Genomic DNA, 24558 nt, shown 5'->3' on the forward strand with positions numbered 1-24558 from the left:
TAGCCGGCCTGGCTACAGGTTGATAGACAGCAGCCCACCGCCAGGTGCGACAGTAACACCGCAGGTAAATCGCAGCAGCTGTGCTAAAGTCGCGCGCTATTTTTCAGCGCGGTCTTGTTTTATCCCCGCGAAAAGCCTCGTAACGCGCACTGCAGCCATGCATCCAGCCGCTCGGCCTTCTAGGCCCCGCGGGCAAAAAAAGAGATCGCAGGCACGCCCGCCCATTAGAGATGCCTGTCATGACCCCAGCTCAACACCCGCTTTTACACCTGCTCAACCGCACCAGCCTGGTGCTGCAAATCGCCATCGGTTTGGTTGCCGGTATCGCCCTTGCGCTGTTCCTGCCTGAAGCGGCTGCACGCGTCAGCCTCCTCGGCACCGTCTTCGTCTCGGCACTGAAGGCCGTGGCCCCCGTACTGGTGTTCGTGCTGGTAGCGGCGTCGATTGCAAACCATCAACACGGCCAGCAAACCCATATCAAGCCCATTCTGATGCTGTACCTGATCGGCACCTTCAGCGCCGCGCTGATTGCGGTAGCCGCCAGCTATGCCTTCCCATCGAGCCTGACGTTAGTGAGCAACAGTGCCGAGCTGTCGCCGCCAGGCGGGATCAGTGAAGTGCTGAAAACCCTGCTGTTGAATGTGGTGGACAACCCCATCAACGCCCTGCTCAAAGGCAACTTTATCGGCATTCTGGCCTGGGCCATCGCCCTGGGTTTTGCCTTCCGCCATGCAAGCCCAAGCAGCAAAGAGATGCTCGCCGACCTTTCTAATGGCGTGACCAGCATCGTTAAATTAGTGATTCGCTTGGCACCATTGGGGGTTTTCGGCCTGGTTGCGGCAACATTGGCTGAATCGGGCATGTCCGCCCTGCTGGATTACCTGCATCTGCTGTTGATACTGGTCGGCTGCATGCTGTTTGTAGCGCTGGTCAGCAACCCGGCGATTGTCTACTTCAAAACTCGCCGTAACCCCTACCCACTGGTACTAACCTGCCTGCGTGAAAGCGGTCTAACGGCCTTCTTTACCCGCAGTTCGGCCGCCAACATCCCGGTTAATCTGCAGCTCTGCGAACGCCTGGGCCTGCACAAAGAAACCTATTCGGTGTCGATCCCGTTGGGCGCAACCATCAACATGGCCGGTGCGGCGATCACCATTACCGTGCTGACACTGGCAGCCGTGCATACCTTGGGCATTGCGGTCGATCTGCCGACCGCCTTGCTGTTGAGCCTGCTCGCCTCAATCAGCGCCTGCGGCGCTTCGGGTGTTGCCGGCGGCTCACTGCTGCTGATCCCACTGGCGTGCAGCCTGTTCGGCATCCCCAATGACGTGGCCATGCAAGTAGTGGCGGTCGGCTTTATCATCGGTATCGTGCAGGACTCTGCGGAAACGGCACTGAACTCCTCCACTGACGTACTGTTTACCGCCGCCGCCTGCCTGGCCGACAAGCCGCGCAGCTAAGCACACCAAACACCGCGTCAACAGGAAAGGCTTACCCAGCGGCTAAGCCTTTTTTATGGCTGTGTCCTCCCTTGATAGCCGTCGCGGCGCAAGATCAAGAAGCACTTCAAGCGGTTTTTTCTTGGCCAGTCGATAAACGACGCACCTGCAGCGTTTGAATAGGCAAACGATTGCGGTAGGCTTTGCCGCTTAATTATTAGGAGTAACTCCCATGGCCCGCGCTACTGCCCGTCACATCCTGGTTGCCAGCGAAGACAAGTGCAACGAACTGAAAACCGCTATCGAAGGCGGTGCTGACTTCGCCCAAGTCGCCAAAGACAACTCCAGCTGCCCATCCAGCCGCAGCGGCGGTGATCTCGGCTCGTTCGGCCCAGGCCAGATGGTCAAGGAATTCGACACCGTGGTGTTCAGCGCACCGATCAACGTGGTGCAAGGCCCGGTGAAGACTCAGTTCGGTTATCACCTGCTGGAAGTGACCAGCCGCCAGGACTGATCCTACCTGCTTGCTGGGCCGCCCTGGCCCAGCAAGCCCGCTCTTTTCGCGCAGCGCCCGCCAGGCGCAATACCGCTGATCAACAGTCACAAACAGCGGCGAATAGCCGGGTATACTCGCCGACCTTTTACCTCGCACCCGCGGACATCGCCATGACCCATTCCCCTGCAGCTGAACCCACACTCGCCGTTCAGACTGCCGACAGCGCTGCGCCGTCCAATGACGTAGCGGTTACACCTGCAAAAGCTCCGGGCTTTGCTTCACTGTTTGGTGCTGCCAAGGCTGCCTGCGGCAAACAGGATGACCAACCCTGGCATCAAAAGGGCAATAAATCCGCCCACGAAAAGAAGATTGGTGCAGCCCCAAACGGCACTCGCCGCTCCATGGGCAAGCGTTAATAACGGCTCAGTACCTCACGTCAGTCGCGTACGCAGGCGCGCTTGCAGCCAAGGGCCGAATACATTCAGCAGTAAACCGAGCATTACCAGCAGCGCCCCCACAAGCTGCAGGGTGCTCAGCCGCTCATCGAGCAACAGCGCCGATGAGCTAATCCCCACCACCGGCACCAGCAGTGAAAACGGCGCTACCTGGCTGGCCGGATAGCGCGATAGCAAGTGACTCCACAGGCCATAACCGAGAATGGTTGCGCCAAATGCCAGGTAAGCCAGCACCAGCAGCGTGTCCAGGTTAATCGCACGCAGCGCGGTCTCAATCTGCTCAGGCCCCTCCAGCAGCCAAGACAGCGCAAAGAACGGCAGCGGCGGCACCAAGCTACCCCACACCACCAGGCCAATCAGATTGACCTTGCCCAGCTTGCGCGTGACGATATTGCCCAGCGCCCACATGGCGGCCGCGCACAAGGTCAGGAGAAAACCGGCCAGGGTCATCAGCCCATTGCCCTGCAGGCCGATCAGCAGCAAACCGCAAGCGGCCACCAGCAGCCCGAACAGGTTGGCTAAGCGAAAGCGCTCACCCAGCAACAGCACCGCAAACAGCAGGGTAAAGAAAGCCTGCGACTGCAGCACCAGCGACGCCAAGCCGGCCGGCATGCCAACGGACATGGCAGAAAATAGAAAAGCAAACTGCCCCAACGAGATGGTCACGCCATACGCCAGCAACCAGCGCAGCGGAATTTGTGGACGCTTGATAAACAGCACTGCAGGGAAGGCCGCCAGCAGAAAACGCAGCGCACCCAACAACATCGGCGGCATCTCATCCAGGCCGATTTTGATCACCACGAAATTCATGCCCCAAACGACGATTACTACCAGGGCCAACAATAGATCCTTGGGTAACATAACGCGCGCCTTTACCAGTCAAGGCATCATTAGACCAGCCGCACGGCCGCCTGCCTAACTACAGCTGAAAGGCAATCGAGGGGCACAGTGACAGATCGAGACGCCGTGATGGTCAACACGGCGATGCGCCTAAGCGGGCAAGACCGCAGTTGCGCGTACTGCCAGCGTGGACAATGCGCAACTGCGTCTAAGCGTTACTTCACCAGCAACACTGGCACCTGCACCTCATGAATCACCCGAGTGGCCACCGACCCCAGTAACAAGCCAGTGAAGGTGCCCAAGCCGCGAGTGCCCATGACCACGGTATCGCACTGCAATTGCTTGGTCGCAGCGCTAACCTGCCCGGCGATATTGCCGAGTGCCACGTGCTTCGTGCCGATAATCCCGCCGGCCTTGAGCTGCTCAAGCGGCCATTCGAGCGAATCGCTGGCTTTATCCAGCTGCGACTGACGGATGTTGGTGATCATCTCGTCGTTGACGTACTCACCATAAAGCATCGCCTCGTGCTGCACGTTGATCAGGTGCACCTCAAGGGTTGCATTGTGCGTGTGCGCGAAGTCGATGACGTACTGCAGGGCGCGCTTCGAGCTGTCGGAACCATCAAATGCAATCAGTACATTACGCATGCCGAGCCTCCTCTATCGAGATCCTTAAAGCTTAGTTCAGCCTGCAGATCCTGGGGTTTTACCCATGACAGCCCATCGCTCGGCAAGGTGCATCAGCCCAGGCCGCGGCACGCCATTACGAACAGAGCCCCGCCCTGCAGACAAGCGGCCTCACGCCATTGCACCGCACATACCCGGCATGGGGCATGGCATCATGCCGCTCAGCGTCGCCATTTTTGCCAGGAGTAGCCGTGGATAAGCACAGCGTTAGCGCAGACATCTACGCCAAGCTGACCAACGAAGAGGATGCGCGGGTCTGCAGCGAAATCGACGAGCAGGCCTGTCGCGACGTACCAGGCAACTTTTTGCTGATGATCCTCAGCCACTTCTTCAGCAAGCTCGGCGACGCCCTGGCCAACCCGAAGGTGGTGCTGCCCTGGGTGATGGAAACCCTGCAGGCGCCGCTCTACCTGATCGGCTTTCTGGTGCCGATCCGCGAGTCCGGCTCGCTTATTCCGCAACTGTTTATTGCCAGCTACATCCGCGGAGTGGCGGTGCGTAAATGGGTCTGGATCCTCGGCAGCCTGGTGCAAGCTGTCGCGATCAGCGCCATCGGTTTGGTGGCGTGGACGCTCGACGGCGTAGCGGCCGGCTGGGCGATTATTGCTCTATTGGTGGTGTTCAGCCTGGCCCGCGGCCTGAGTTCGGTGGCCTCGAAAGATGTACTTGGCAAGACCATCCCCAAGACCCGCCGCGGCCAGGTCAACGGCTGGTCGGCCAGCGCTGCCGGGCTTGTCACTGTCGCCTTGGCCCTGCTGCTATTACTCAGCGGCGCCGCTCAGTTACCCTCTCGAACCTATGGCCTGTTGCTAATCGGTGCCGGCCTACTGTGGCTCATCGCAGCGGCGATTTACGCGCGCATCAGCGAGTTGCCAGGGGAAACAGAGGGCGGCGGCAATGCTGTGGTCGAGGCCCTGAAGCGCCTCGGCATTCTCCGAAGCGACCGCCCCTTCCGGCGCTTCGTCATCACCCGAGCGCTCCTGCTGTGTTCAGCCCTAAGCGCACCGTACTACGTGGTGCTGGCTCAACAAAAACTCGGCTCAGCCGTTGGCACACTCGGCCTGTTCATGCTTGCCAGCGGCGCCGCAAGCTTACTGTCTGCACCGCTGTGGGGACGCTTCGCCGACCTTTCTAGTCGCCGGGTGATGATACTCGCGGCCGCGCTAAGTGCCGGTCTCGGTCTGCTGGTGTATTTTCTCGACAGCCTGCAGCCGACCTGGCTGGCTATCGGCTGGATGCTGCCGGCACTGTACTTCTGCCTGAGCATTGCCCACCAAGGTGTGCGCATCGGCCGCAAGACTTACGTGGTCGACTTGGCGCAGGGCAATCGCCGCACCGACTATGTCGCGGTCAGCAACACCCTGATCGGACTGATTCTGCTGTTGCTCGGTTTCGCCGGAGCCCTCGGCACAGTCATGGCGGTCAGTCAGATAATCTTAGCGCTGTCACTGCTCGGCGCACTCGGCGCAGTGATGGCCGCCGCACTGCCGGAAGCGGAGTAGCGCACGCTGGCTGCGCCATAACCGATTGAATCAACCGCGCGCAGACAGGTCACTAACATCACCCTAGTGAGAACACGCAACCACCCGAGGAGGTTCGCCATGAGCACACGACCTGAGACCGAGGCAGACGCCCCGACCTTTATCGAGAGTATCTTCGAACGCTTGGACGTGGCCGAGGATGTGCGCCAACGCCTCGCACGCGCCAAGTTCACCGCCCAGGTCAGCATCCCGGTGCGTATGGACGACGGTAGCCTGAAGGTATTTCAGGGCTGGCGCGTGCAGTACGACGATACCCGCGGCCCAACCAAGGGGGGGGTGCGCTTCCACCCTCAAGTCTCTGCGGAGGAAGTCACCAACCTGAGCTTCTGGATGACCATCAAGTGCGCGGTAGTCGACCTACCCTTCGGCGGTGCCAAAGGCGGTATCTGCGTCGATCCCAAGTGCCTCTCAAGGTTGGAGCTGGAGCGCCTGTCGCGGGGTTATATCCGCGCCATCCATGACTTGATCGGGCCGAACCGTGATATTCCGGCACCCGACGTCAACACCAACGCCACTGTGATGGGCTGGATGGCGGACGAGTTTGCGCAGATCGAGCGGCGCCTGGTGCCGGCGATGATTACCGGTAAACCCCTGGGTCTCGGTGGCTCAGCAGGCCGCGTAGCCGCCACCGGGCGCGGCGCGCTGCAAGTGCTGCAGCTGTGGGCCAAGCGCGAAAATAAGGCCCCAGAAAAGCTGCGCATCGCCGTGCAGGGTTTCGGTAACGCGGGTTACCACTTCGCTCGCCTAGCCCATGCAGCGGGTTATCGCATCGTTGCCATCTCCGACTCCAAGGGCGCGATCTATGACGAGGAAGGTCTTGATCCGCAGCCGATCTGGGAACACAAAAACCAAACCCGCGAACTCAAGGACATGGTCTATTGCGATGAGTCGGTGTGTGCACAAAGCAAGGCCGAAAACCTGAGCCAACAGCAACTGCTTGAGCTGGATGTCGATGTACTGGTGCTAGCCGCCTTGGAAGATGCCATTGACGAAGACAATGCCGAGCGGATCAAGGCCAAGGTCATTCTCGAAATTGCTAACGGGCCAGTGACCAGCAAAGCCGACCAACTACTGACAGAAGCCGGCGTGCTGATCCTGCCCGACGTGCTGGTGAATGCCGGCGGCGTAATCGTCAGCCACCTCGAATGGGTGCAGAACCGCATGGGTGATTACTGGAGCGAAGAAACCGTCGAGCAGCGCTTGGATGAGCGTATCGGCAAGGCCGCCGAAGCCTGTTTTGAGCGCGCCAAACAAGAACAGGTGAGCATGCGCACCGCCGCCTACCTGCAGGGCGTCGGCCGTATCGCCGCCGCCATGAGCAATCAAGGTACGCGCACTTATTTCAATGAACACAGCGATTAACGCACCCTCACAACCTGGGCACCCACCCTCAATGCCTCCCTACTGCATTGAGGGGGTGCCAGCGCCCCGCAGACCGACTAAAATCCGCAGCTGACCTGAGTCGGCCTGCCGGCGGGCGGCCAAACAATTCGTCTGGCCGCCTGCGCAGACACACGACTCATCCGACCGCACAGACCGAGAGAGCACCCATGGGCGCACAATGGAAAGCCAAACCTAGAGAAGCCGCCGCCAACGCCAGAGGCAAGATCTTCGGCCGGCTGGTCAAGGAAATTATGATCGCCGCGCGTAACGGCGCCGATCCAGACCTCAACCCCAAGCTGCGTTTGGTGATTCACCAGTCGAAAAAAGCCTCGATGCCCAAGGAAACTCTCGACCGAGCGATCAAGAAAGGCGCCGGCCTGCTGGGCGACACCGTGACCTTTCACTCGGCCACCTATGAAGGTTTTGCGCCGCATCAGGTGCCGGTGATCATCGAATGCCTGACCGACAACATCAACCGCACTGTGGCTGAAGTCCGGGTGCTTTTCCGCAAGGGCCAGATGGGTGCGTCCGGCTCGGTGACTTGGGATTTCGACCACGTCGGCATGATCGAAGCCTCGCCAGAAGGCGACGCCGATGCCGAGCTGGCCGCGATTGAAGCGGGCGCACAGGACTTCGAACCGGCGGAAGAAGGCGCCACGCTGTTTATCACCGAACCAACCGACCTCGACGCCGTCTGCCGCGCGCTGCCAGAACAAGGTTTCAGCGTCAACGCAGCGAAGATCGGTTATATCCCGAAAAACCCAGTGTCCAGCCTAACGGCCGAACAGCTGGAGGAAGTCGAAACCTTCCTTGAAGCCCTCGACGCACACGATGACGTGCAAAACGTCTATGTTGGGCTTTCCGGCTAACGAACGGGTTAGCTCAAGCTCGTCGGGCAGGACGCCTGGCGGGCCAACGAACTGCATCTATTAGTGTGCGCAGTTTGTAAAACCGGCAAATTCACCACCCCGGCAGCCGCACAAAGCGAGTAGAATCGCCGGCCGCCGCGCAGCCAGCGCTCGGCGTGTACACAAGGACGTTGTCACACAGGAGTTTTACCGTGCACAAGTTTCTCACTCTGGCTGCGTGCCTATTGCTCGGCGCCTGCGCCAGCAACCCGCAGACTGTCTACCAGCAAGACGTCGTAGCGGGCACCAGCCCAATGGCCAAAAGCACCCTAGAAGCCATCCATAACAGCAAAGCTATCCCCCTGCCGCTGGACGCTGGCCTACTGGCCCCGCAGTGGCCGATAAGCGCCGCCGAACCGCGCATGGACTTCGGCAGCTCGATCTCCAACTACCGGATATTTTCCCTGCAGCTGAAAAAGGGTGAACGCTACACCCTCAACGTGCACTCGCTGTGCAACAAGCCATGCCTTGGCGTGAGCAAGTTCGCCCTCAAGCCGCGCGCACTGCTGCTGGATGCCTACGGCGCAGTCATTGCCGATAAACCCTCGCATGCCTCAGCAGTAGTCGGGCAGATCAGCCTGCGCTGGGACGGTGAAGCCACAGAAGATGGTACTTACTACCTGCTCGTGGCCGCCGATAACGATGACCTCGGCCAGACCATCGTGATCGACGACGTGTGGGTCAACAACTCGCCATTGATGGCGGTCAAGGTGGACATGCACAGCTCGCCGTTCGGCAAGATCAGTGCATTCTCCAGCCCACGCAAAGACTGAATCAGTACCCGGCGAGCTGCAATGGCTCGCCGCGACCAAGTAAGCACTGACCGACAGCCTCGCTGCTTTAAACCCATCTATTGACCCTGAGCAAGATGCTCTGCCCACAGCGCTTTAGCCTATGCCGATGACTTTCCGCGGGTTCGCCCTCAAACTGTTATCGACGAGGTCTCCATGAGTATCACCTCTGCCAGCATCTGCGCGGCGGCCGACCAATTGCAGGGCTTTGTCGGCTTCAATGCCAAGACCAAGCGCTATATTGTGCGATTTTCGGAAGACTCCTTCGGCCTCGATGTACTCGAAAACAGCATCATCCCCACCTGCGAATTTGTCTGGTGCGCCGTTGACGGTGAGCTGATGAACCTAGACCGCACGCGCCTGCAACTGTTGCTGCAGCAGAACATTGATGACCGCCTTAATATCAGCGAACCATTACGGGTTTATGTGCGCCGTTCGGACCTGGCGGAAATCAGCGCCGTGCGGCATCGCCTCAACGCCTAAGCGTCCACCTGGGTTTTAACGCCGCCGCCAAATAAGCGTCAGGCTACTCACTCACACCCTCACCGCGACGCCCTCAACAAATTAATTGCCGGACTGATTGTATTCCCCTGCGAATCTACTCAAGCGGCTACACGACGCCACCTGCGCGACTAACCGGCGAGCAAAGGCGTAGCCTTTGAGCATGGCGAATAAGCCGCGAGCTAGAACAGAGATGCGTTTATGGCAGATATTCGCAGCCACTTAGGCGTTCAACTGAAGCCTCGCGAGCGCGCAACAGACTGGCATACTGTGCGTCGCAAAGGTCGGTGGGTCACCCGACCTCCAGGCTGAAAGGACTCGAATAAAAATGCTCCGCATCCCTTTATTGGCAGGCTGGCGCTGGCTGCTAGGCCTGCTGCTGCTCAGTTTATTGCCTCCGCTATATGCCGATGAAGGCGGCGTTATTCACTACCCCCGACGTACCGATGGCGATGAATTCCGCTCCGTCTATGAGCTGGCGCTTCTACAGCTGGCACTGGAAAAAGCCGACAGCCCTCTGCGTCTGGAGCCCTCGTATTACAGCATGGAGCAGGAACGCGCACTGGTTAACCTGGAGCGTAACGAACGCCTCGACGTGGTCTGGAGCGTGACCAGCCATGAGCGCGAACAACGCCTGCTGCCAGTTCGTATCCCGCTGGATAAGGGCCTATACGGCTGGCGCATCGCCCTACTACCCAGCAGCCGCGAGGCACTGCTCAAGAATGTACGCACCCTCGACGACCTGCGCCCGTTCTCCGCTGGCCAGGGGCATGACTGGCCAGACACTGACATTCTGCGCAGCAATGGCTTGCCAGTAACCATTTCAGCCAATTACGGCAGCCTGTTTCGCATGCTCCAGGCGCAACGCTTCGATTACTTTCCGCGCTCGCTGATCGAAATCTGGGGTGAGTTGGAGCATCCACGCAGCAAGCAGCTGGTTGCTGACACGCATGTGCTGCTGCATTACCCCGCCGCGATGTATTTCTTCTTCTCACGCCAACGCCCGGAGCTGGCGGAAACTGTACGCCTAGGCCTAGAAAGGGCAATTGCAGATGGCTCATTCGAGCACCTGTTCCAACAGCATTTCGCGGCCGATCTGCAACGCGCGCAACTAAACCAGCGTCAGGTCATCGAGCTGGAAAACCCTTTACTGCCCAGCGCCACGCCCTTACAGCGACGCGAGCTGTGGCTCACTCCGCTATCACCGGCACGCTAGAAGGCTGAGCCAAGGTGGTCTGCACGACATTGCGACTGTGTGCGCCAAAGCGCTTGAACAGCTCCACCAGTAACGACTCAAGTAGCGGATCAGCCTCCGTCGGAGTCAACTGATTGCCGCCGCTAAACCCCGGGGCGGCCTCCGGCTTACGTGCCAACCACTGGCCGATGATCTCATCCAAACCATCGGCACTGGCAAAGGACTCGGCCGCTACAACCTGCTGCGCATAGTCAGTCGAGAACGCGGCATAACTATCCGCTGGACTCTGTGCATAGGCCTGCAACAGCGGCGACACTGCCTGCTCGCCCATCAGTTGCTGCATGCGTTCAAGCTGATATTCCTCGAGGGCGGTGTGCCGGTCTGCCACACGGGCAATGATCGCCAGACGGTCTGCGGGGTAACCGCTGGCCGCCTTGAGGGCAATCAGCATCAGCTCAGGCGTAGTGACCCCCGGTACGGTTTTAGCGTGGTAAGGCTGAGTCAGGTCCTGCATGTAGTGCAGCGCCCAACCGAGAAAGCGATACCCCCAATACTCATGTCCGCTGGCCAGGGCTAAACGGGCAAGACCGGTGTACTGGTAAATACGCCAGTGCGGCAGGGTGCGCCGCAAGTAGGGCGCGGCTTGAAACACCAGCTCCGGCTCGTGGTAATAGCCGATGTGAAAAGGCGCTTGCGAGGAATACTCGAAGCGCGCGTCGCCAAACGGCTGTTCGCCAAAGTTGTACTGCCTACCGACATCGCCAGGGTTGTCGCTGAACAGGTTGATGTCATGGCCATAATCCGGTTCATCCGCCGCACTGCTCAGTACCTGCACGGCACTCACGGCCTCGCCCGGCTGCAAGGCCAGATAACACCAATGGCTCCAGGGGCCTAGCTTGCGAAAAACCAGCACCTGCTCGGCGGCCAAGCGCGCTCGGCCCTCGTCAGCCTGCCCGGGCAATTGCTGGACAAAACCGGCCAAGCGAATCTGTGGATTAACCCGTAACGCATGCAGAAAGGCACTGCGCCTATCACTCGCAGGCACGCTGCTGGCGCTAAAGCGCAAGGCATCCGGGCGCAGCGGATAATCCGCGAAATGCACGCGGGCAAAGGCCTCCTGCGCATCCAGCAGCTGCTCAATAGCTGGCGCCTGATCGTTGAGAAACGTCTGCAACGGCTCGTAGTTCAGCGTGCGCTGTAACTCCGGCAGAGTTTGCAACGCCAATTGACTGCCGAGCGAGTGATTGGACCAGGCCAGTGCACTTAACGGCTGACAGGCCAGGCAGCAGGCAGATAGCAACAGCAACAATGGCTTCACGGCGACTCCGACGCAGGCAGGGCAAAGAGCCATAGCCTAACGCCTAAGCCGCTACCTGGCACTGTCGTATCAAGTCAACCTACTCACTAATCGGGCAGCTTAACGCCGAACCTTGGCGATGAGTCCTGGCTGGAACTAGTTGATAAACACAACCGCTGCCACGACCAGCGCAATCACCGCCAGCGCGAAGGCTAACAGCAGCGTATTCAGGCGCCTTGGCTCATTCGCGACGGGGGCCGCCACATGCAGCGGGTTGGCCTGAGCGACGGTGCGCAGCGGGTTGGCATGGCTATTCTGTGAGCTGGATAAGGTGGCCATCTTGAGCGGCTTGGGCAGGTCCACCGCGCGCATAAATAGCGTGGCATCTTCATCCGCGCTTAGGGTTACCGTGCTTTTCGGCCCGATCACCATCAAGCTGACCGAACCCATCTTCAACTGGTCACCTGGCTGCAACACCGCCGTCGCAACTTTTTGTTGGTTGACCTGCAGGCCATTGGCCGACGCCAGGTCTTTGACCTCCAGCACATTGTCTTTGAGGTAAAACTCGCAGTGCCGACGCGACAATTGCTGATCGCTAAAACACAGCTCGCATTTCACTGAACGGCCAAAGGTCATGGAGCCGTTGATATGGAATTTCTTACCTTCATGCTCGCCCTGAATCACCTGCAGGTACCAGCGCGCGCCCTGCTCAACTTTAGCCTTGCTGCGCGCTGGATCGACCAGCAGCAACTCCACTGAACCTAAACGCAGACGATCCTCGGCACGCAACTGGAAGCGCGTATTGATGCGCTCATCGTTGACGAAAGAGCCGCCTGGGCTGCCGACATCGGTCAGGTAATAGAAACCATGGTCTTGGCGAATTTCCGCGTGAAACGAGCCAATGCTCGGGTCAACTAGGACGAGGCTGTTGCGGCTGTCCTGGCCGATGGTGAAGCGCTCGTCGACCAGCCAGATTGGCGCCTGACGATTATCACTGAAGTGAATTTTGAGCATCTACAACACTACCCCAAAGTCAGTTAAACAGCCGCCTGGAAACCGGATCAAAGCTTGCCACACCTGACGCCAGCCGAATTAACGCCAGGTGCCAGCGAGTCGAGGCGCGCATGCTGCCTGGCAATCAGCCGGCTAGCAACACACCAGCATGGTTACTTATTCAAATAGGTTGTTCCACAGCCGCTTAACCGGATTAACCGGCGCGGGTTGCTGAGCCGCTGCGGGCTTACGACGTGCTGTTTGGGCCTGGCGTACACGCTGCTCATGGCCATCGAGCAGTTGCAACAACGCCTCATTGCCCGGTTCCACCTCCAGCCCCTGCTGCACCAATGCCAGAGCCAAGGCAAACTCGCGGCGCTTATAGGCCGCCTCGCTTTGCACGATATAGCGCTGCGCCACTCGGTTGATCCCGGCCATGGCCAACAGGTTGTCCGGCTCCAACGCCAGCACCTGGCGGAAGTAGTAGGTCGCGCTGTCATTTTCGGGGAGCAGCAACTGTTGATTCACCAGGCGCTGCTCGGCCAATTGCAGGGCCTGGTTGACCCGCGCCTGCAGAACACGGTCTAGGCCATCGAGAGCTTGAGGGTTGTCCGACTCAAGCGCCAGCACCTGGCGAAACAGGTAGTCGGCGTTATCTTGCGCAGGTTCAAGCAGGTTGCCTGCTTGCAACTGCAGTTCAGCGCGCGCTAATTGCTCGCTGATTTGCTTTTGTTGATACAGGTGATAACCGCCGGCCGCCGTGCCGGCCGAAACCAGCAAACCTGCCAGCAGCCAGACCCACAGCCTAGTACGTGTAAGCTTTGTCCTTGCCGGCCGAGCCATGCTAAGCGCTGGGGCGATGCGCGTGCGGTCCGGATCATCCTGGGTCAACTCGTCCAGACTGGCCAGCAGCACCCGGCAGTCGCTAAACCGCTCATCTGGGTCTTTGGCCAGCATGCGCTCGAGTAGCCACTGGTAATTCTGTAGCGGTGCAGGCAGTTGCGGCACGGCCATCTGCAAGTGATTCATCACGGTCTGGGTGTAGTTGGCGGCGCGATAGGGATTAATGCCGGTGAGCATCTCCAGCAGAATCACCCCCAGGCTGTAGATATCGCTGCGCGCATCCAGGGCCTGACATTGCGCCTGCTCGGGGCTGCTATAGGACGGGCTTCCGACGGCGATGCCGAACTGGGTCAAGTCATGGTCGAGCTCAACTTCCTTGGCCACACCAAAGTCGGTGATGACTGCCGTGCCGTCACTGCGAAAGAGGATGTTGGCCGGTTTGATGTCGCGGTGCACAAGGCCCTGGTCATGCACCACCGCCAAGCCACTGGCTACCTGCTGGACGATGCGCAGGGCACGTGCCAGCTCGAAGACTTCACCTTTAAACTGCGCCAGATCACCGCCGGCGACAAACTCCATGGCTAAGTAATGGCGTCCATCAGCCAGCTGGTTGATGTCATAAATGGTGATGATCGAGGGGTGATGCAAAGAGGCGACAATATGGCCTTCCTTGATAAAGCGCTGACTGAACGCCTGATCATCTGCGCTCAGCAAGACCTTGATCGCTACCTTTCGGTGCAGCGACTCCTGAGTGGCCAGGTACACCTCGGCCATACCACCTTTACCCAGGCGGCCATGCACTTGATAACCGGGAATAACAAGCAATTGTTCAGTCATGGGTCAAAGCGCATCTGCAAGTTAAGGCTTACGGGAGGTGAACAGGCGACTGAGCAAACCACGGGGTTTGGTTTCAACACTGGGCGCCGCCGCGTCACGGCCGAGCACGATACAGGAGATATTATCCTTGCCACCCATTTCGTTGGCCCGCGCCAACAGCTGGGTCACCAGCTCATCAAGGGTATGGGCGTTGCTGCACAGCTGCTGGATCTGCACGTCTTCAAGCTCACCGGTCAAACCGTCACTGCACAGCAACAGCAACTCTTGCTCACCAAGTGAGCCGTGCTGCACACCAACCTGCAGCGGCTGCTCATCTCGCCCCAGGCACTGCAAAATGACATTGCGCTGCGGATGGCTTCGGGCCACTTGTGGGCTCATCTGACCGGCATCGATCATCATCTGCACCCAGCTGTGATCGTGGGTCAGCTGCTCGATATGCCCAGCACTGACGCGATAGACGCGGCTATCGCCAACCCAGGCAATGCTGAACTCGGCCCCCTCGAAACGCACCGCGACCAGGGTCGTGCCCATGCCGCGCTGCTCATCAGCACGGGCGACAGCGAGAATCTCGCGATTGGCCGCCTGCACCGCTTCTACCAATTCCAATCCACTGGCGCAGCCCGTCTGTAACGCCTGCAGCGCTAAGGCACTGGCCACTTCGCCGCATTGATGCCCGCCCATGCCGTCGGCAATTGCCCACAGATTCAACTGCGGGCAACACAGCAGGGCATCTTCATTGTGCTCACGCACGCGCCCAGGCACGCTGTGGCCGGCATAAATCAGTGCTTGTTCCATCCACGTCTCGCCATAGGGTTCAACAGCCGCCAAGTGCTACGCGGCATTCAGCTCAAGGGACCATGATGCGACGACAAACGCAGGCTGTCACCGCTGGCCGGCGACTTTGCCAGTGAACTGTTAACCAGTCGAACCCAACATACCTAAGCAAGGCCGGATAACGTCTCAGCTATTCGCCCCGCATGGGCGTAGACTCAAGGCACCGGCCTCGTCTCATCGCGAGGAGATGGCACGCTTCAGACTATTCAACCACGACATTGTCAGAGGTGAAGATCATGAGCAAAGGGATGGATTCAAAGAAACAACTGAAGAAAAAGCCGCTGAAAACCGCCAGCGAAAAGCGTTTGGATAAGAAAGACAAGCACGGTGCAAAAACCCTGCTCGGCAGCCACGCCACCAACGCCTAAACCACCGGCCTGAGGCGAGCAACGCTTGCGCTCGGGCATCCACCGCAGACCACTCTCGCCATCCGCTATGTTCTACCGCAAACTCCCAGCCCCACTTAACCCGCTTGCCAATAAGTTCTACCGCAGCCAACGCTCGGCCATGCGCGCCAAGGCTGGCGAGCAAATATGGGTGGCTGAAGACAGTGCAATAGTCGCAGCACTCTGCCTGCAAAAGGTCGAGCGCGGCCACTGGCTAACCCGCTTACTGGTCGCCCCACCGCAGCGCAGAAAGGGCGTGGCGCGGCAATTGATCGAAGCGGCCCTGGTCGATTGCACTACACCGGTCTGGTTGTTCTGCGAGCCGCAGTTACACGACTTTTACCTGCGCCTGGGCTTTACCCCTTGCACCGAGCTGCCTCAACCATTGGCTGAGCGCCTGGCTCGCTATCAGCGCAGTAAACGTCTGATTGCATTTACCCGCCCCTCGGCGCAGGCCTTGCAGCACTAAGCTTGCAACCTTAATGCAGGCGGAGCCGGGTACAGCTTGGCAGGCAGCGCCCGATACTGGCACTTTGCTCAACCTTACTATTGCTATAGTTGGCGAAAGCTCTGCATGCTTACGCAGAATAAATATAAAGCGGGTCTATACCTATGCGTATACCGCGGTTGCTCAAGCGCCTGCGTAACAACTTTCAGCTATCCATCATTACCCTGATGGGTATGTTTGGCGTGATTGGCATTAGCCCTTACGCCGTATACCGGTTAGCCACCGGTAACTACCTGGTAGGCGTCGCCGATAGCGTAATTGTTGTCTCCACCGTATTCGCGGTGCTGTACGCCTGGCGGACAGGCGATACAGTCAAGCCTGGCATCTACCTGGCCAGCATTTTCTCGGCTGCAGCCACCCTGATTGCCATCAACCTGGGCGTCAATGGTCTGTTCTGGATCTATCCGCTGATCCTCTTTAACTTCTTTATGGTGTCCCCGCGCAAGGCCTTATTGGCCACGACGTTGGTTCTTACGGCCCTGGTCGGTTACAGCCTGCTAAAGCAGGGATCGGTGTTCGAAAGCGACTACCAGATGATTTCATTTCTAGTCACCAGCATGATGGCCAGCGTCCTCAGTTTTGTTTTTGCTTACCGCACCAACAGCCAGCGCGACGAGTTACAACAATTAGCCATCCATGACTCGCTGACCGGAGCACGTAACCGCCGCGCCATGAATGAAGAGCTAAAAATCGCTGCGTCCATTAAGCGGCGCCACGGCAACCACTACGGCGTATTGACCATGGACCTGGATCACTTCAAACGGGTCAACGACAACCATGGTCATCAGGCCGGCGATCAAGTACTGGTGGACTTTGTCGAGCTGATCAAAAGCGCCTCACGCGAAGAAGATCGCCTATTCCGCTTCGGCGGCGAAGAGTTCCTGCTGCTGTTACCCAATACCGAAAGAGCCGGCCTACTGGCGGCGGCTCTGCACTTGCAGCAACAGATCAGGCAACACTTGCGCGGGCCAAGCGAGGCCGTGACCATGTCTGTCGGCGGCGCCATAATGCGCCACGATGAACACTGGGAAGACTTGCTGCAACGGGCCGATCAACGCCTGTATCGCGCCAAGAGCGCCGGCCGTAACTGCATCGTGATTGATGACGGCACCGACAGCACAAACCTCCAGCCTATCGCCTGACCCTGCGGTTTATCTTTGCTTACAACTTGCAGCGGTAAAATACTTGTCCGCTGCCGGCAGCGCTGTAACAACACAGCGTTGCCCTTGTCTATTGGCCACACTTAATCGAGAGCACTGCCATGAAAAGACGCTCGCTGCTCAAGGCTATAGCCCTGTTGCCAGCCCTGCCCCTGCTCGGTCACGCCCCGCTCAGCCTGGCGCAAGCCATCGCCAGTAGCATAACGCCGCTGGACAAACCACATAGCGCTTGGCGTGATCTGCTAACGCCCGAGGCCTATGCGGTACTGTTTGAGGAAGACACCGAAGCCCCTGGCAGCAGCCCACTGAATCAGGAAAAGCGCGACGGCACTTACGCCTGCGCAGCCTGCTACCTGCCGCTGTTCGTCAGCCAGGACAAATATGAAAGCGGCACTGGCTGGCCCAGCTTTACCCAGCCGATTGCCGGCCACATGGGGCAGAAGCGCGATTTCAAGCTGTTCTTCCCGCGTACCGAATACCACTGCGCGCGCTGCGGCGGGCATCAGGGTCACGTCTTTGATGACGGCCCAAAGCCGCGCGGTGAGCGCTGGTGCAACAACGGCGTGGCCTTGCGCTTTATTCCTAAAGGCGAATCTTTACCCGAGCTGCGGAGCTGAATATGACACCTATCACTTCTGCCTGGCGCAGCCGTCTGCTGACCAGCATCACCCTAATTCTGGCTGGTCTGCTGGCCGCCTGTGAACCTACGGCTGCGCAAGCGCCGCCTACGCCGGTAAAAGCCAATGCGCAGACAGTTGCAAACCCTGGCGAAGCGATCTTTGCCGGCGGCTGCTTTTGGTGCACCGAGTCGGACTTCGACAAGGTGCCAGGGGTGATCGAAACCACCTCAGGCTATATTGGCGGGCATGTCGACAACCCCACTTACGAGCAGGTTTCAGCCGGCAACAGCGGGCATATTGAAGCGGTGCGTGTACGCTTTGATCCGAGTAAAACCAGTTACGCTCAGCTGCTGGAAGCCTTCTGGCCAACTATCGACCCGGTCACCGCCAATGCCCAGTTCTGCGACCGCGGCCCGCAATATCGCAGCGCAATTTTCTACAGCAGCGCAGCAGAACAGCAATTAGCCGAAGCCTCGAAAGGCGCACTGCAGGATTCAGGACGTCTACCGGCACCAGTGGTCACGGAAATCCTCGCCGCTAGCACCTTTTATCCGGCCGAGGACTACCACCAGGACTATTACCTGCGTAATCCGCTGCGCTACACCTACTACCGCAATGGCTGCGGCCGCGACCAACGCCTGGAGCAACTCTGGGGTAAGAAGTAATAACCTGTGCGCATCAGCTGGCACTCGCGCCGGCTGATGCCGTTGTATTCAGCCGCTGATTCAATCAAGCAGCCGTTGCCGTATCCGCTATGGTTGAGCATCTCCGTGTCTCTGTGAGTGCGTCATGGCCCCGTTGAAACCCTTATTCAAGCTGACTTCGCTGATCGCCTTGGGCGGCTGGCTGATGCTGGCCTGCCTGCCGTTCTGGCCCTATACCGATGAGTGGGTGCTGGGGCTCAGCGTCGTGTTGCTAGCCATCGTCTATAGCTGGCTGCTGTTTATCGCCATGCGCCAGCGGCCCGAACCGGGGAGCGGAAAACCAGGCTTCTTTAGCCTAAGCGGAGTGCTCGCGCTGATGCGCCAACCCACGGCCGCGCTGGCCGTTTGGATACATATCCTAGCGTTCGATCTGATGGTGGGGCTGTATATCCGCCACGAAGGTGCGCTCGCTGGTATCAGCCATTGGGCACTGCTGCCCTGCTATGTGTTGACCCTAATGTTCGGGCCGCTGGGCTTGCTGGCCTTCTTAGCGCTGCGCTGGGGCTTAGCCCTGGCCGCCTGAGCTAGCGGCTACGCTCATCATATTCTGTGCGCTGGCCCGGGTACTGCTGCACGCGGTATCCATTGGGATACTCAATCGTTTGCTTGATCGTGCCACGGTTTTCTAGCGATTGACTGCCGTAGCGCTGCTCATGGCGCTGCAGCCCCTCGGGTAAACGCTGCCCACCATAAAGGTTGTGATTATCTATGGTTTGGGAGCTGCCGATGCTGCCGCTGGCACCGGGGCTTATAGTGGTTTTCGGAATGACTCGCAGCGTCTGCGGCGTTTTTGGCTCGGCGTACAAGGGACTGACCAGCAGCACAGCCGCCAAGCTAACTAAGGATCTGCACAGTGTCATCACTACCTCTGCGCCAGCGGCGCGAAATGAACCTGATGGTTTGGCAACAGAGGCACGCCCGCGGTTCCGAGTACTGATCCAAACAACCCATTCGCCAGCATTCACGCACCCTCTTCGCCTATTTCGCGATAACCGTCCCGCTTAATTTAGTGGGTTTTTATTACTATCAATGGCCCTGCATTTGCAAACCGAGCATGGCCCATAAGATGACTATTCGCATCATTCTATTACTGCTCATCTGCCTGCCTGGCTTGGCGGCGGCTGATTCATTCGGCTGCAGAGTGGTGACGATCAGTGAAGGCGACACCTTCACCTGCCTAACCACTGAGAACAAACGACTGCGAGTTCGCCTTGCAGAAATCGACGCCCCAGAAAGAAAACAGCCCTACGGTACCGAGGCCAAGCAAGCCCTGATTGAACTGGTCTTAGAGAAACATGTTGTCTTGCAGGTGCACGAGGTGGATCGCTACGGCAGGACGCTGGCGCGCGCCTACGTCGGTGGCCTCGATGTGAATTACACCCTAGTCGAACAAGGCGCCGCATGGGCCTATACCAAGCAACTGACAGACCACAGGCTGAAAGATGCCGAAACCCTGGCCAGAAAAATGGGTAAAGGCCTCTGGCGGCTTCCAGCCGAATCCATTGTGGCGCCCTGGGAATGGCGCTACGCCGGCAGAATTTCTGCGCCGCAAAAACCCAAACCCAGTCGACCGGCATCGTTTTCGCAGTTTGGTGACCACTAACTGCCAGGCCAATTGCCTTATTAAACGCGGCACAGACACCTGCAGCCGGGCCTTCCCGTACTCAGCCCTCATACGCATTCCAAGCCACATTCTATAGGCGCTGCTTATGCGAAGCATTGCATATCCGTCTTGGACGCTATGAGTCTATCGGCCGATGATTGCTTCACACCAAGCAACCCCGATAGGAGTTACACCATGCAACAGTCGCACGCTTACAACGACCCAAGCCTCGCCCTGACCACCGAAGTTCTTGATGCCAAGGCGCGCAAAAACCTGTCATGGCAGGACCTGGCTGACGGCACCGACCTTGGCCTGGCCTATGTAACAGCCGCTCTGCTGGGTCAGCACCCGCTGCCGGAAAGTGCTGCCAAAGTGATTGGTGAAAAGCTTGAACTGGACGCTGACGCGGTGGCCCGCCTGCAAATCATCCCCCTGCGCGGCAGCCTTTCGGGCATCCCGACCGACCCGACCATCTACCGTTTCTACGAAATGATCCAGATCTACGGCACCACGCTGAAAGCCCTGGTTCATGAGCAGTTCGGCGACGGCATCATCAGCGCGATCAACTTCAAGCTGGACATGAAAAAAGTCGAAGACCCAAAAGGCGGCTCCCGCGCGGTGATTACGCTAGATGGCAAATTCCTGCCGCTGCGCCCGTTCTGATTGTGCAACACCCTGTGTGAATCGGCCCGCAACGCTGCGGGCCCGATCCAAACCATCGAAACTGACTTCACCTGCCATTTTTATGGAGGATTTCTGATGAACAAAATCCTACTTTTGGGCCTGTTATTGGCGGTTTCTCTGCCGGCTTACGCCGAAGAACCGGTCGCGCCAGCGCCAGCCGTTGCTTACACCTATGGCATGCACCTAGACATCGCCAAAGTAATCCGTATTTCCTCGGCTGCCGATACCTGTGGCCCGGCACCAGCAGAGATGACTTACCGCGACTCTCGGGGTGACCTTCATGTTCTGCAATACAGCCTGTATGGCACCGGCTGCAGCGAGTCATAGCCACTCAACCATTAGTCATTTTTTACAGGACCATCATGTGAAAGCGCTCATTGCAGGATTTCTGAAGTTTCAAAGCGAAGCGTTCCCGCAACGCTCCGACCTGTTCAAACACTTGGCCACCACGCAACACCCTGGCACCTTGTTTATCACCTGCTCCGACAGCCGGGTAGTGCCGGAACTGCTCACGCAACAAGAGCCTGGCGAACTGTTCGTGATCCGTAACGCTGGCAATATTGTGCCGCCCTACAGCCCGCATCCGGGTGGCGTGTCAGCGACAGTCGAGTATGCCGTCGCGGTATTGGGGGTTAGCGACATTGTCATTTGCGGCCACTCCGATTGTGGCGCCATGACCGCTGTGGCCACGTGTAAATGCATGAACCACCTGCCCGCCGTGAGCGGCTGGTTGCAACATGCCGAGTCGGCAAAGGTCATCAACGAGTCGCGCGCTCATGCCAATGAAGCCGCCAAAGTCAGCTCCATGGTGCGAGAAAATGTCATCGCCCAGCTGGCGAACATCCAGACCCACCCGAGCGTAAGGCTGGCACAGGAAAAAGGCGCACTGAGCCTGCACGGCTGGGTCTACGACATTGAAACCGGTTCAATCGACGCGCTGGACGACGATAACCGCGCCTTCAAGCCACTAGCTGAATATCCGGCGACCTGCGCCGTACACGCGCGCTCAGCCATTGCGGCCTAAAGTGCCGTTGTACCTAAAAGAGTGCTTTACCCTACTGATATATCGCTAAGCCGCCATCGCACAGCCGTTTAGCGGTTTGTCAGTCACTCGAAAGCCACGGTGGCTAAACGGCCTAAGCCTACTCATGCGTGACGGGACTTGCCTGGCCCCAACGCCTTCCCCAGCAATAAGCTCATAAAGGCCTCTGAAGCCGCACTGTGGTAGTTATTTTTGCGCCGCAGCAAGGCAGCCCCTCGCTGAGGCGGCTCATCCAGCATGGCAAGCTTGCACAAGCCGCGATCCTGAGTGGCGATAGACTCCGGCAAAATGGTGGCCACGGCGCTGTACCGCATAACCTCGAGCAGGGTATTAACCGAGTTGACCTCAATCACCACCTTGGGCGTGATCCGCACCTTCGCGAAGAACGCATCAATACAGGTGCGGGTAACAAAATCCGGGGTCAGCAGGGCAAATTCCAACGGCGCAAGCTGCTCAGCGGTCAACGTGGCGTGGCAATCGTAGCGTGGGTGATTGCGCCCAACCATCAGCGCCAAGGTTTCAGTAAACGCGGGGATCGATTCGATGTCAGCGCTTCTAACCTGATCAAATGCAATGGCGATATCCAGCGAGTCATTCGCCAACTGCGTTTCGATATCGTCCATCGATAACTCGAATAACTGCAAATGGATATTCGGGTACAGCGCGATGTAATCACGGACCAACGGCCCTACCAAGTACGCCATAAAGGTCGGAGTCATACCCAGGCGTAGGGTGCCGCGAGACAAATCCTTCACGTCATGCAAGGCCCGCTTGCCCGCTGCCAACTCCACCAGCACCCGCCGGGCAGACTCGATATACGCCAGCCCCGCATCAGTGGGTTTGACCGTGCGAGAGGTACGGTCGAACAGGCTGACGCCGAGGGTTTCTTCTAGTTGGCGAATCTGCTGCGACAGAGTCGGCTGGGAAACGTGCAGCACCTCTGCGGCGCGCGTGAAGCCGCCGTTATCAGCAACCGCCAACAGATAGCGCAGATGTCGTAACAGCATCGCAATTACCACCAATAGGGAAGACATATGCATCGCATTATATATCGCCCTTATGCCTATGAATAAGCCGGTAGGCTAGACCACCTAATTCGCTGGACAGCATTTGGACAAGTGCTCTAGGACCCGCGCAATAAAAAAGGCCCGCATCGCTGCGGGCCTTTTTTTACTGGTGCCGGAGACAGGAGTCGAACCTGCGACCTTCGCGTTACGAGTGCGCTGCTCTAACAACTGAGCTACACCGGCGAGCTTCGGCTGGGTTGCGCCATACGGTAACGGGTGGTGAACGCACCAGCAGCAGCGCGACTAAAGCTGACACTCCAAGCCTAGCAACTCAGTTAAAAACCGTACGATTCACTGCTCATGCAGTGCACTGTAAACCCATAGCGCTGATGCTCACTTACTGGGCAGCTCGATGCGATCTTCGAGGATCACGATACGACCCTGCTTGTACAAGCCGCCAATGGCTTTCTTGAAGTTGCCCTTGCTGACCCGAAACAGCCCAGCAATTTCTTCAGGCGAGCTTTTGTCATTCACCTTGAGTACGCCATCGTGCTCGCGCAGCTTAGCCAATATCTGCTCACCCAGGCTGCTGGCGGCTTCTTGGCCTACCGGCTGCAGGCTCAGGCTGATTTTACCGTCGGTACGCACTTCTTTGATAAAGCCTTTCTCCTGCATGCCGCTACGCAGAAACTTAAACAACTCATTCTTGTGGATCAGGCCCCAGTGCTTGCCGTTGATGATGGCTTTGAAGCCCATATCAGTCGCTTCTGCCACCAGCAGGTCAACAGCCTCACCCTCGGTGTAATTCGCTGGCACGTTATCCAAGTAACGATCCAGGCGGGCGGTGGCGGTAATACGCTTGCTGCGTTTGTCGAGAAACACGTGCACCACGCAGTAATCACCAACCTGCAGCGGACGTTTTTCTTCGGAATGCGGCAGCAATAAATCTTTTGGCAACCCCCAATTAAGGAACAAGCCCACTCGGTTAATATCCACAACTTTCAAACTGGCAAAACCACCCACCTGAACTTTTGGCGTTTCAGTGGTGGCGATCAATTTGTCTTCACTGTCCAAGTAAATAAAGACGTTTAACCAGTCTTCTACTTCACTTGGGGTATCGCTCGGGATATAGCGTTTTGGCAATAAAATTTCGCCATCCGCGCCGCCATCCAAGTACAAGCCAAAGTCAGTGTGCTTCACGACCTGCAAACTATTCATTCGTCCAATTACAGCCATGATGCTCTACCCTCAATGCTAGGCCGGCATTCTAGCCGACTCGCCCCTGAATTTCTCGGCCTACCGGCTGCGGGCCTAAGCTGAATAGCTGCTTCAAAGGCAATCCGACCAGTGGATCAGTGCTGCAAAAAGTCAATCTGCGAGGGAGGCGGTAACCATCTACTCCCAACAAAACAGCTACTTACTGGCTTTTTTAATAATCACCCGGACTATCTACGAAATAATTTACGAGCACATCTATACATCCGGTCTTTATTTACCAAGCAATTGTCAAGTATTTCGAGTACCATGTTCGGCCCAAATTAATTTTTGAGTAGGTTAAATGGCCGTCATGCGCGTAAAAGCATCCAATAGCAAACCCAAGCCGGCTCCAGCCGTGGAAACCAGCGCCTCAATCGATACCCAGATTGAAGCCTTCCTGAAATCCGGTGGGGAAATTCAGCAAATTGCCAAAGGCGTAAGCGGTCAGGTGTACGGCACCACTAAGCAGATCACCATCGGCAAAAAGTAACGCTCTCTGGCCATGCAGCGCTTTGCTCGCAATGACAAGGCGCTGGCCAGTGTGTAGT

Annotated in this window: 29 protein-coding genes and 1 tRNA gene; 20 read left to right on the forward strand and 10 right to left on the reverse strand. The window is 58.1% G+C overall.

Going from position 1 to position 24558, the window contains the following annotated elements:
* Window positions 1-239 precede the first annotated feature (239 nt).
* The 3 genes from sstT to BMZ32_RS02255 all read left to right on the forward strand — a co-directional run bounded on the left by sstT (window position 240) and on the right by BMZ32_RS02255 (window position 2351).
* Complete coding sequence (gene sstT / locus BMZ32_RS02245; protein ID WP_090239020.1) at window positions 240-1460, forward strand: serine/threonine transporter SstT; 1221 nt, start codon at window positions 240-242, stop codon at window positions 1458-1460.
* A 211-nt stretch (window positions 1461-1671) separates the two neighbouring features.
* Window positions 1672-1953 carry a peptidylprolyl isomerase gene (locus tag BMZ32_RS02250; RefSeq protein WP_090239024.1) on the forward strand — a complete coding sequence of 94 codons (282 nt, stop codon included), beginning with the start codon at window positions 1672-1674 and terminating at the stop codon, window positions 1951-1953.
* 152 nt (window positions 1954-2105) lie between these two features.
* Window positions 2106-2351, forward strand: coding sequence for a hypothetical protein (locus tag BMZ32_RS02255; protein WP_090239027.1), 246 nt, complete (start codon window positions 2106-2108; stop codon window positions 2349-2351).
* Between the two features lie 15 nt (window positions 2352-2366).
* On the opposite strand, the gene BMZ32_RS02260 is transcribed toward BMZ32_RS02255, so the two are convergent.
* The gene (locus BMZ32_RS02260; protein ID WP_090239030.1) at window positions 2367-3251 is read right to left on the reverse strand and encodes an EamA family transporter; all 885 of its coding nucleotides are present in this window, start codon (window positions 3249-3251) and stop codon (window positions 2367-2369) included.
* A gap of 194 nt (window positions 3252-3445) precedes the next feature.
* A complete protein-coding gene (locus BMZ32_RS02265; protein ID WP_090239032.1) occupies window positions 3446-3877 on the reverse strand; it encodes a universal stress protein in 432 nt (143 codons plus the stop codon).
* A 230-nt stretch (window positions 3878-4107) separates the two neighbouring features.
* Between BMZ32_RS02265 and BMZ32_RS02270 the strand changes: the two genes are divergently transcribed.
* From BMZ32_RS02270 to BMZ32_RS02295, 6 genes are all read left to right on the forward strand, one after another.
* Window positions 4108-5418, forward strand: coding sequence for an MFS transporter (locus BMZ32_RS02270; RefSeq protein WP_090239036.1), 1311 nt, complete (start codon window positions 4108-4110; stop codon window positions 5416-5418).
* A gap of 99 nt (window positions 5419-5517) precedes the next feature.
* Window positions 5518-6819, forward strand: coding sequence for a Glu/Leu/Phe/Val family dehydrogenase (locus BMZ32_RS02275; RefSeq protein ID WP_090239039.1), 1302 nt, complete (start codon window positions 5518-5520; stop codon window positions 6817-6819).
* Window positions 6820-7007: 188 nt separating this feature from the next.
* The gene (locus BMZ32_RS02280; RefSeq protein ID WP_090239042.1) at window positions 7008-7709 is read left to right on the forward strand and encodes a YebC/PmpR family DNA-binding transcriptional regulator; all 702 of its coding nucleotides are present in this window, start codon (window positions 7008-7010) and stop codon (window positions 7707-7709) included.
* A gap of 191 nt (window positions 7710-7900) precedes the next feature.
* Window positions 7901-8521, forward strand: a complete 621-nt coding sequence (locus BMZ32_RS02285; RefSeq protein ID WP_090239045.1) for a hypothetical protein — start codon at window positions 7901-7903, stop codon at window positions 8519-8521.
* Window positions 8522-8695: 174 nt separating this feature from the next.
* The gene (locus BMZ32_RS02290; protein ID WP_090239048.1) at window positions 8696-9022 is read left to right on the forward strand and encodes a DUF2025 family protein; all 327 of its coding nucleotides are present in this window, start codon (window positions 8696-8698) and stop codon (window positions 9020-9022) included.
* A 346-nt stretch (window positions 9023-9368) separates the two neighbouring features.
* Entirely contained in the window at window positions 9369-10256 is an 888-nt protein-coding gene (locus BMZ32_RS02295; RefSeq protein WP_208598673.1) for a hypothetical protein, read from the forward strand.
* Here BMZ32_RS02295 and BMZ32_RS02300 read toward each other — a convergent pair.
* The 4 genes from BMZ32_RS02300 to BMZ32_RS02315 all read right to left on the reverse strand — a co-directional run bounded on the left by BMZ32_RS02300 (window position 10231) and on the right by BMZ32_RS02315 (window position 15000).
* The gene (locus BMZ32_RS02300; protein ID WP_090239052.1) at window positions 10231-11553 is read right to left on the reverse strand and encodes a phospholipase C/P1 nuclease family protein; all 1323 of its coding nucleotides are present in this window, start codon (window positions 11551-11553) and stop codon (window positions 10231-10233) included. The genes BMZ32_RS02295 and BMZ32_RS02300 overlap by 26 nt on opposite strands.
* A 135-nt stretch (window positions 11554-11688) precedes the next feature.
* On the reverse strand, window positions 11689-12546 hold the full coding sequence (locus BMZ32_RS02305; RefSeq protein ID WP_090239055.1) for an FHA domain-containing protein: 858 nt from the start codon (window positions 12544-12546) through the stop codon (window positions 11689-11691).
* Between the two features lie 156 nt (window positions 12547-12702).
* On the reverse strand, window positions 12703-14205 hold the full coding sequence (locus BMZ32_RS02310; protein WP_090239058.1) for a serine/threonine-protein kinase: 1503 nt from the start codon (window positions 14203-14205) through the stop codon (window positions 12703-12705).
* 21 nt (window positions 14206-14226) lie between these two features.
* Window positions 14227-15000, reverse strand: coding sequence for a PP2C family protein-serine/threonine phosphatase (locus BMZ32_RS02315; RefSeq protein WP_090239062.1), 774 nt, complete (start codon window positions 14998-15000; stop codon window positions 14227-14229).
* A gap of 275 nt (window positions 15001-15275) precedes the next feature.
* Between BMZ32_RS02315 and BMZ32_RS19625 the strand changes: the two genes are divergently transcribed.
* The 6 genes from BMZ32_RS19625 to BMZ32_RS02340 all read left to right on the forward strand — a co-directional run bounded on the left by BMZ32_RS19625 (window position 15276) and on the right by BMZ32_RS02340 (window position 18940).
* A complete protein-coding gene (locus BMZ32_RS19625) occupies window positions 15276-15407 on the forward strand; it encodes a hypothetical protein (protein WP_279626722.1) in 132 nt (43 codons plus the stop codon).
* Between the two features lie 67 nt (window positions 15408-15474).
* Window positions 15475-15894 carry a GNAT family N-acetyltransferase gene (locus tag BMZ32_RS02320; protein ID WP_090239065.1) on the forward strand — a complete coding sequence of 140 codons (420 nt, stop codon included), beginning with the start codon at window positions 15475-15477 and terminating at the stop codon, window positions 15892-15894.
* 143 nt (window positions 15895-16037) lie between these two features.
* On the forward strand, window positions 16038-17075 hold the full coding sequence (locus BMZ32_RS02325) for a GGDEF domain-containing protein (protein ID WP_090239068.1): 1038 nt from the start codon (window positions 16038-16040) through the stop codon (window positions 17073-17075).
* A gap of 119 nt (window positions 17076-17194) precedes the next feature.
* The gene (gene msrB, locus BMZ32_RS02330) at window positions 17195-17710 is read left to right on the forward strand and encodes a peptide-methionine (R)-S-oxide reductase MsrB (protein WP_090239073.1); all 516 of its coding nucleotides are present in this window, start codon (window positions 17195-17197) and stop codon (window positions 17708-17710) included.
* Between the two features lie 2 nt (window positions 17711-17712).
* The gene (gene msrA, locus BMZ32_RS02335) at window positions 17713-18378 is read left to right on the forward strand and encodes a peptide-methionine (S)-S-oxide reductase MsrA (RefSeq protein WP_090239076.1); all 666 of its coding nucleotides are present in this window, start codon (window positions 17713-17715) and stop codon (window positions 18376-18378) included.
* Between the two features lie 124 nt (window positions 18379-18502).
* The gene (locus tag BMZ32_RS02340; protein WP_090239079.1) at window positions 18503-18940 is read left to right on the forward strand and encodes an ABA4-like family protein; all 438 of its coding nucleotides are present in this window, start codon (window positions 18503-18505) and stop codon (window positions 18938-18940) included.
* Between the two features lies 1 nt (window position 18941).
* Here the strand turns inward: BMZ32_RS02340 and BMZ32_RS02345 are convergent, their stop codons facing one another.
* Window positions 18942-19382, reverse strand: a complete 441-nt coding sequence (locus BMZ32_RS02345; protein ID WP_244153910.1) for a hypothetical protein — start codon at window positions 19380-19382, stop codon at window positions 18942-18944.
* Window positions 19383-19483: 101 nt separating this feature from the next.
* Between BMZ32_RS02345 and BMZ32_RS02350 the strand changes: the two genes are divergently transcribed.
* The 4 genes from BMZ32_RS02350 to BMZ32_RS02365 all read left to right on the forward strand — a co-directional run bounded on the left by BMZ32_RS02350 (window position 19484) and on the right by BMZ32_RS02365 (window position 21728).
* Complete coding sequence (locus BMZ32_RS02350) at window positions 19484-20020, forward strand: thermonuclease family protein (RefSeq protein WP_090241504.1); 537 nt, start codon at window positions 19484-19486, stop codon at window positions 20018-20020.
* Window positions 20021-20215: 195 nt separating this feature from the next.
* On the forward strand, window positions 20216-20683 hold the full coding sequence (cynS, locus tag BMZ32_RS02355; RefSeq protein ID WP_090239085.1) for a cyanase: 468 nt from the start codon (window positions 20216-20218) through the stop codon (window positions 20681-20683).
* A 96-nt stretch (window positions 20684-20779) separates the two neighbouring features.
* Window positions 20780-21031, forward strand: coding sequence for a DUF2790 domain-containing protein (locus BMZ32_RS02360; protein ID WP_090239088.1), 252 nt, complete (start codon window positions 20780-20782; stop codon window positions 21029-21031).
* Window positions 21032-21068: 37 nt separating this feature from the next.
* Window positions 21069-21728: a carbonic anhydrase gene (locus BMZ32_RS02365; RefSeq protein WP_090239090.1), complete on the forward strand. Its 660-nt coding sequence runs from the start codon at window positions 21069-21071 to the stop codon at window positions 21726-21728.
* Window positions 21729-21850: 122 nt separating this feature from the next.
* On the opposite strand, the gene cynR is transcribed toward BMZ32_RS02365, so the two are convergent.
* The 3 genes from cynR to BMZ32_RS02380 all read right to left on the reverse strand — a co-directional run bounded on the left by cynR (window position 21851) and on the right by BMZ32_RS02380 (window position 23989).
* The gene (gene cynR / locus BMZ32_RS02370; protein WP_090241505.1) at window positions 21851-22753 is read right to left on the reverse strand and encodes a transcriptional regulator CynR; all 903 of its coding nucleotides are present in this window, start codon (window positions 22751-22753) and stop codon (window positions 21851-21853) included.
* Window positions 22754-22920: 167 nt separating this feature from the next.
* Window positions 22921-22996, reverse strand: a tRNA-Thr gene (locus BMZ32_RS02375).
* Between the two features lie 150 nt (window positions 22997-23146).
* Window positions 23147-23989, reverse strand: coding sequence for a CvfB family protein (locus tag BMZ32_RS02380; protein ID WP_090239093.1), 843 nt, complete (start codon window positions 23987-23989; stop codon window positions 23147-23149).
* Between the two features lie 322 nt (window positions 23990-24311).
* Between BMZ32_RS02380 and BMZ32_RS02385 the strand changes: the two genes are divergently transcribed.
* Window positions 24312-24500, forward strand: coding sequence for a hypothetical protein (locus tag BMZ32_RS02385; RefSeq protein ID WP_208598674.1), 189 nt, complete (start codon window positions 24312-24314; stop codon window positions 24498-24500).
* Window positions 24501-24558: the final 58 nt, after the last annotated feature.

The organism is Pseudomonas guineae (assembly GCF_900113745.1).
Taxonomy (GTDB): Bacteria; Pseudomonadota; Gammaproteobacteria; order Pseudomonadales; family Pseudomonadaceae; genus Aquipseudomonas; species Aquipseudomonas guineae.

Excerpts from the sequence above, each read along its gene's own strand:
- BMZ32_RS19625 (WP_279626722.1), top strand. The coding sequence starts at position 15,276 with ATGAGCAAAGGGATGGATTCAAAGAAACAACTGAAGAAAAAGCCGCTG.
- BMZ32_RS02290 (WP_090239048.1), top strand. The coding sequence starts at position 8,696 with ATGAGTATCACCTCTGCCAGCATCTGCGCGGCGGCCGACCAATTGCAG.
- cynS (WP_090239085.1), top strand. The coding sequence starts at position 20,216 with ATGCAACAGTCGCACGCTTACAACGACCCAAGCCTCGCCCTGACCACC.
- BMZ32_RS02255 (WP_090239027.1), top strand. The coding sequence starts at position 2,106 with ATGACCCATTCCCCTGCAGCTGAACCCACACTCGCCGTTCAGACTGCC.
- cynR (WP_090241505.1), bottom strand. The coding sequence starts at position 22,753 with ATGCTGTTACGACATCTGCGCTATCTGTTGGCGGTTGCTGATAACGGC.
- BMZ32_RS02380 (WP_090239093.1), bottom strand. The coding sequence starts at position 23,989 with ATGGCTGTAATTGGACGAATGAATAGTTTGCAGGTCGTGAAGCACACT.
- BMZ32_RS02340 (WP_090239079.1), top strand. The coding sequence starts at position 18,503 with ATGGCCCCGTTGAAACCCTTATTCAAGCTGACTTCGCTGATCGCCTTG.
- BMZ32_RS02310 (WP_090239058.1), bottom strand. The coding sequence starts at position 14,205 with ATGACTGAACAATTGCTTGTTATTCCCGGTTATCAAGTGCATGGCCGC.
- msrA (WP_090239076.1), top strand. The coding sequence starts at position 17,713 with ATGACACCTATCACTTCTGCCTGGCGCAGCCGTCTGCTGACCAGCATC.
- BMZ32_RS02260 (WP_090239030.1), bottom strand. The coding sequence starts at position 3,251 with ATGTTACCCAAGGATCTATTGTTGGCCCTGGTAGTAATCGTCGTTTGG.
- BMZ32_RS02320 (WP_090239065.1), top strand. The coding sequence starts at position 15,475 with ATGTTCTACCGCAAACTCCCAGCCCCACTTAACCCGCTTGCCAATAAG.
- BMZ32_RS02305 (WP_090239055.1), bottom strand. The coding sequence starts at position 12,546 with ATGCTCAAAATTCACTTCAGTGATAATCGTCAGGCGCCAATCTGGCTG.
- BMZ32_RS02360 (WP_090239088.1), top strand. The coding sequence starts at position 20,780 with ATGAACAAAATCCTACTTTTGGGCCTGTTATTGGCGGTTTCTCTGCCG.
- BMZ32_RS02275 (WP_090239039.1), top strand. The coding sequence starts at position 5,518 with ATGAGCACACGACCTGAGACCGAGGCAGACGCCCCGACCTTTATCGAG.
- BMZ32_RS02325 (WP_090239068.1), top strand. The coding sequence starts at position 16,038 with ATGCGTATACCGCGGTTGCTCAAGCGCCTGCGTAACAACTTTCAGCTA.
- BMZ32_RS02265 (WP_090239032.1), bottom strand. The coding sequence starts at position 3,877 with ATGCGTAATGTACTGATTGCATTTGATGGTTCCGACAGCTCGAAGCGC.
- sstT (WP_090239020.1), top strand. The coding sequence starts at position 240 with ATGACCCCAGCTCAACACCCGCTTTTACACCTGCTCAACCGCACCAGC.
- BMZ32_RS02295 (WP_208598673.1), top strand. The coding sequence starts at position 9,369 with ATGCTCCGCATCCCTTTATTGGCAGGCTGGCGCTGGCTGCTAGGCCTG.
- BMZ32_RS02385 (WP_208598674.1), top strand. The coding sequence starts at position 24,312 with ATGGCCGTCATGCGCGTAAAAGCATCCAATAGCAAACCCAAGCCGGCT.
- BMZ32_RS02280 (WP_090239042.1), top strand. The coding sequence starts at position 7,008 with ATGGGCGCACAATGGAAAGCCAAACCTAGAGAAGCCGCCGCCAACGCC.
- BMZ32_RS02315 (WP_090239062.1), bottom strand. The coding sequence starts at position 15,000 with ATGGAACAAGCACTGATTTATGCCGGCCACAGCGTGCCTGGGCGCGTG.
- BMZ32_RS02250 (WP_090239024.1), top strand. The coding sequence starts at position 1,672 with ATGGCCCGCGCTACTGCCCGTCACATCCTGGTTGCCAGCGAAGACAAG.
- msrB (WP_090239073.1), top strand. The coding sequence starts at position 17,195 with ATGAAAAGACGCTCGCTGCTCAAGGCTATAGCCCTGTTGCCAGCCCTG.
- BMZ32_RS02350 (WP_090241504.1), top strand. The coding sequence starts at position 19,484 with ATGACTATTCGCATCATTCTATTACTGCTCATCTGCCTGCCTGGCTTG.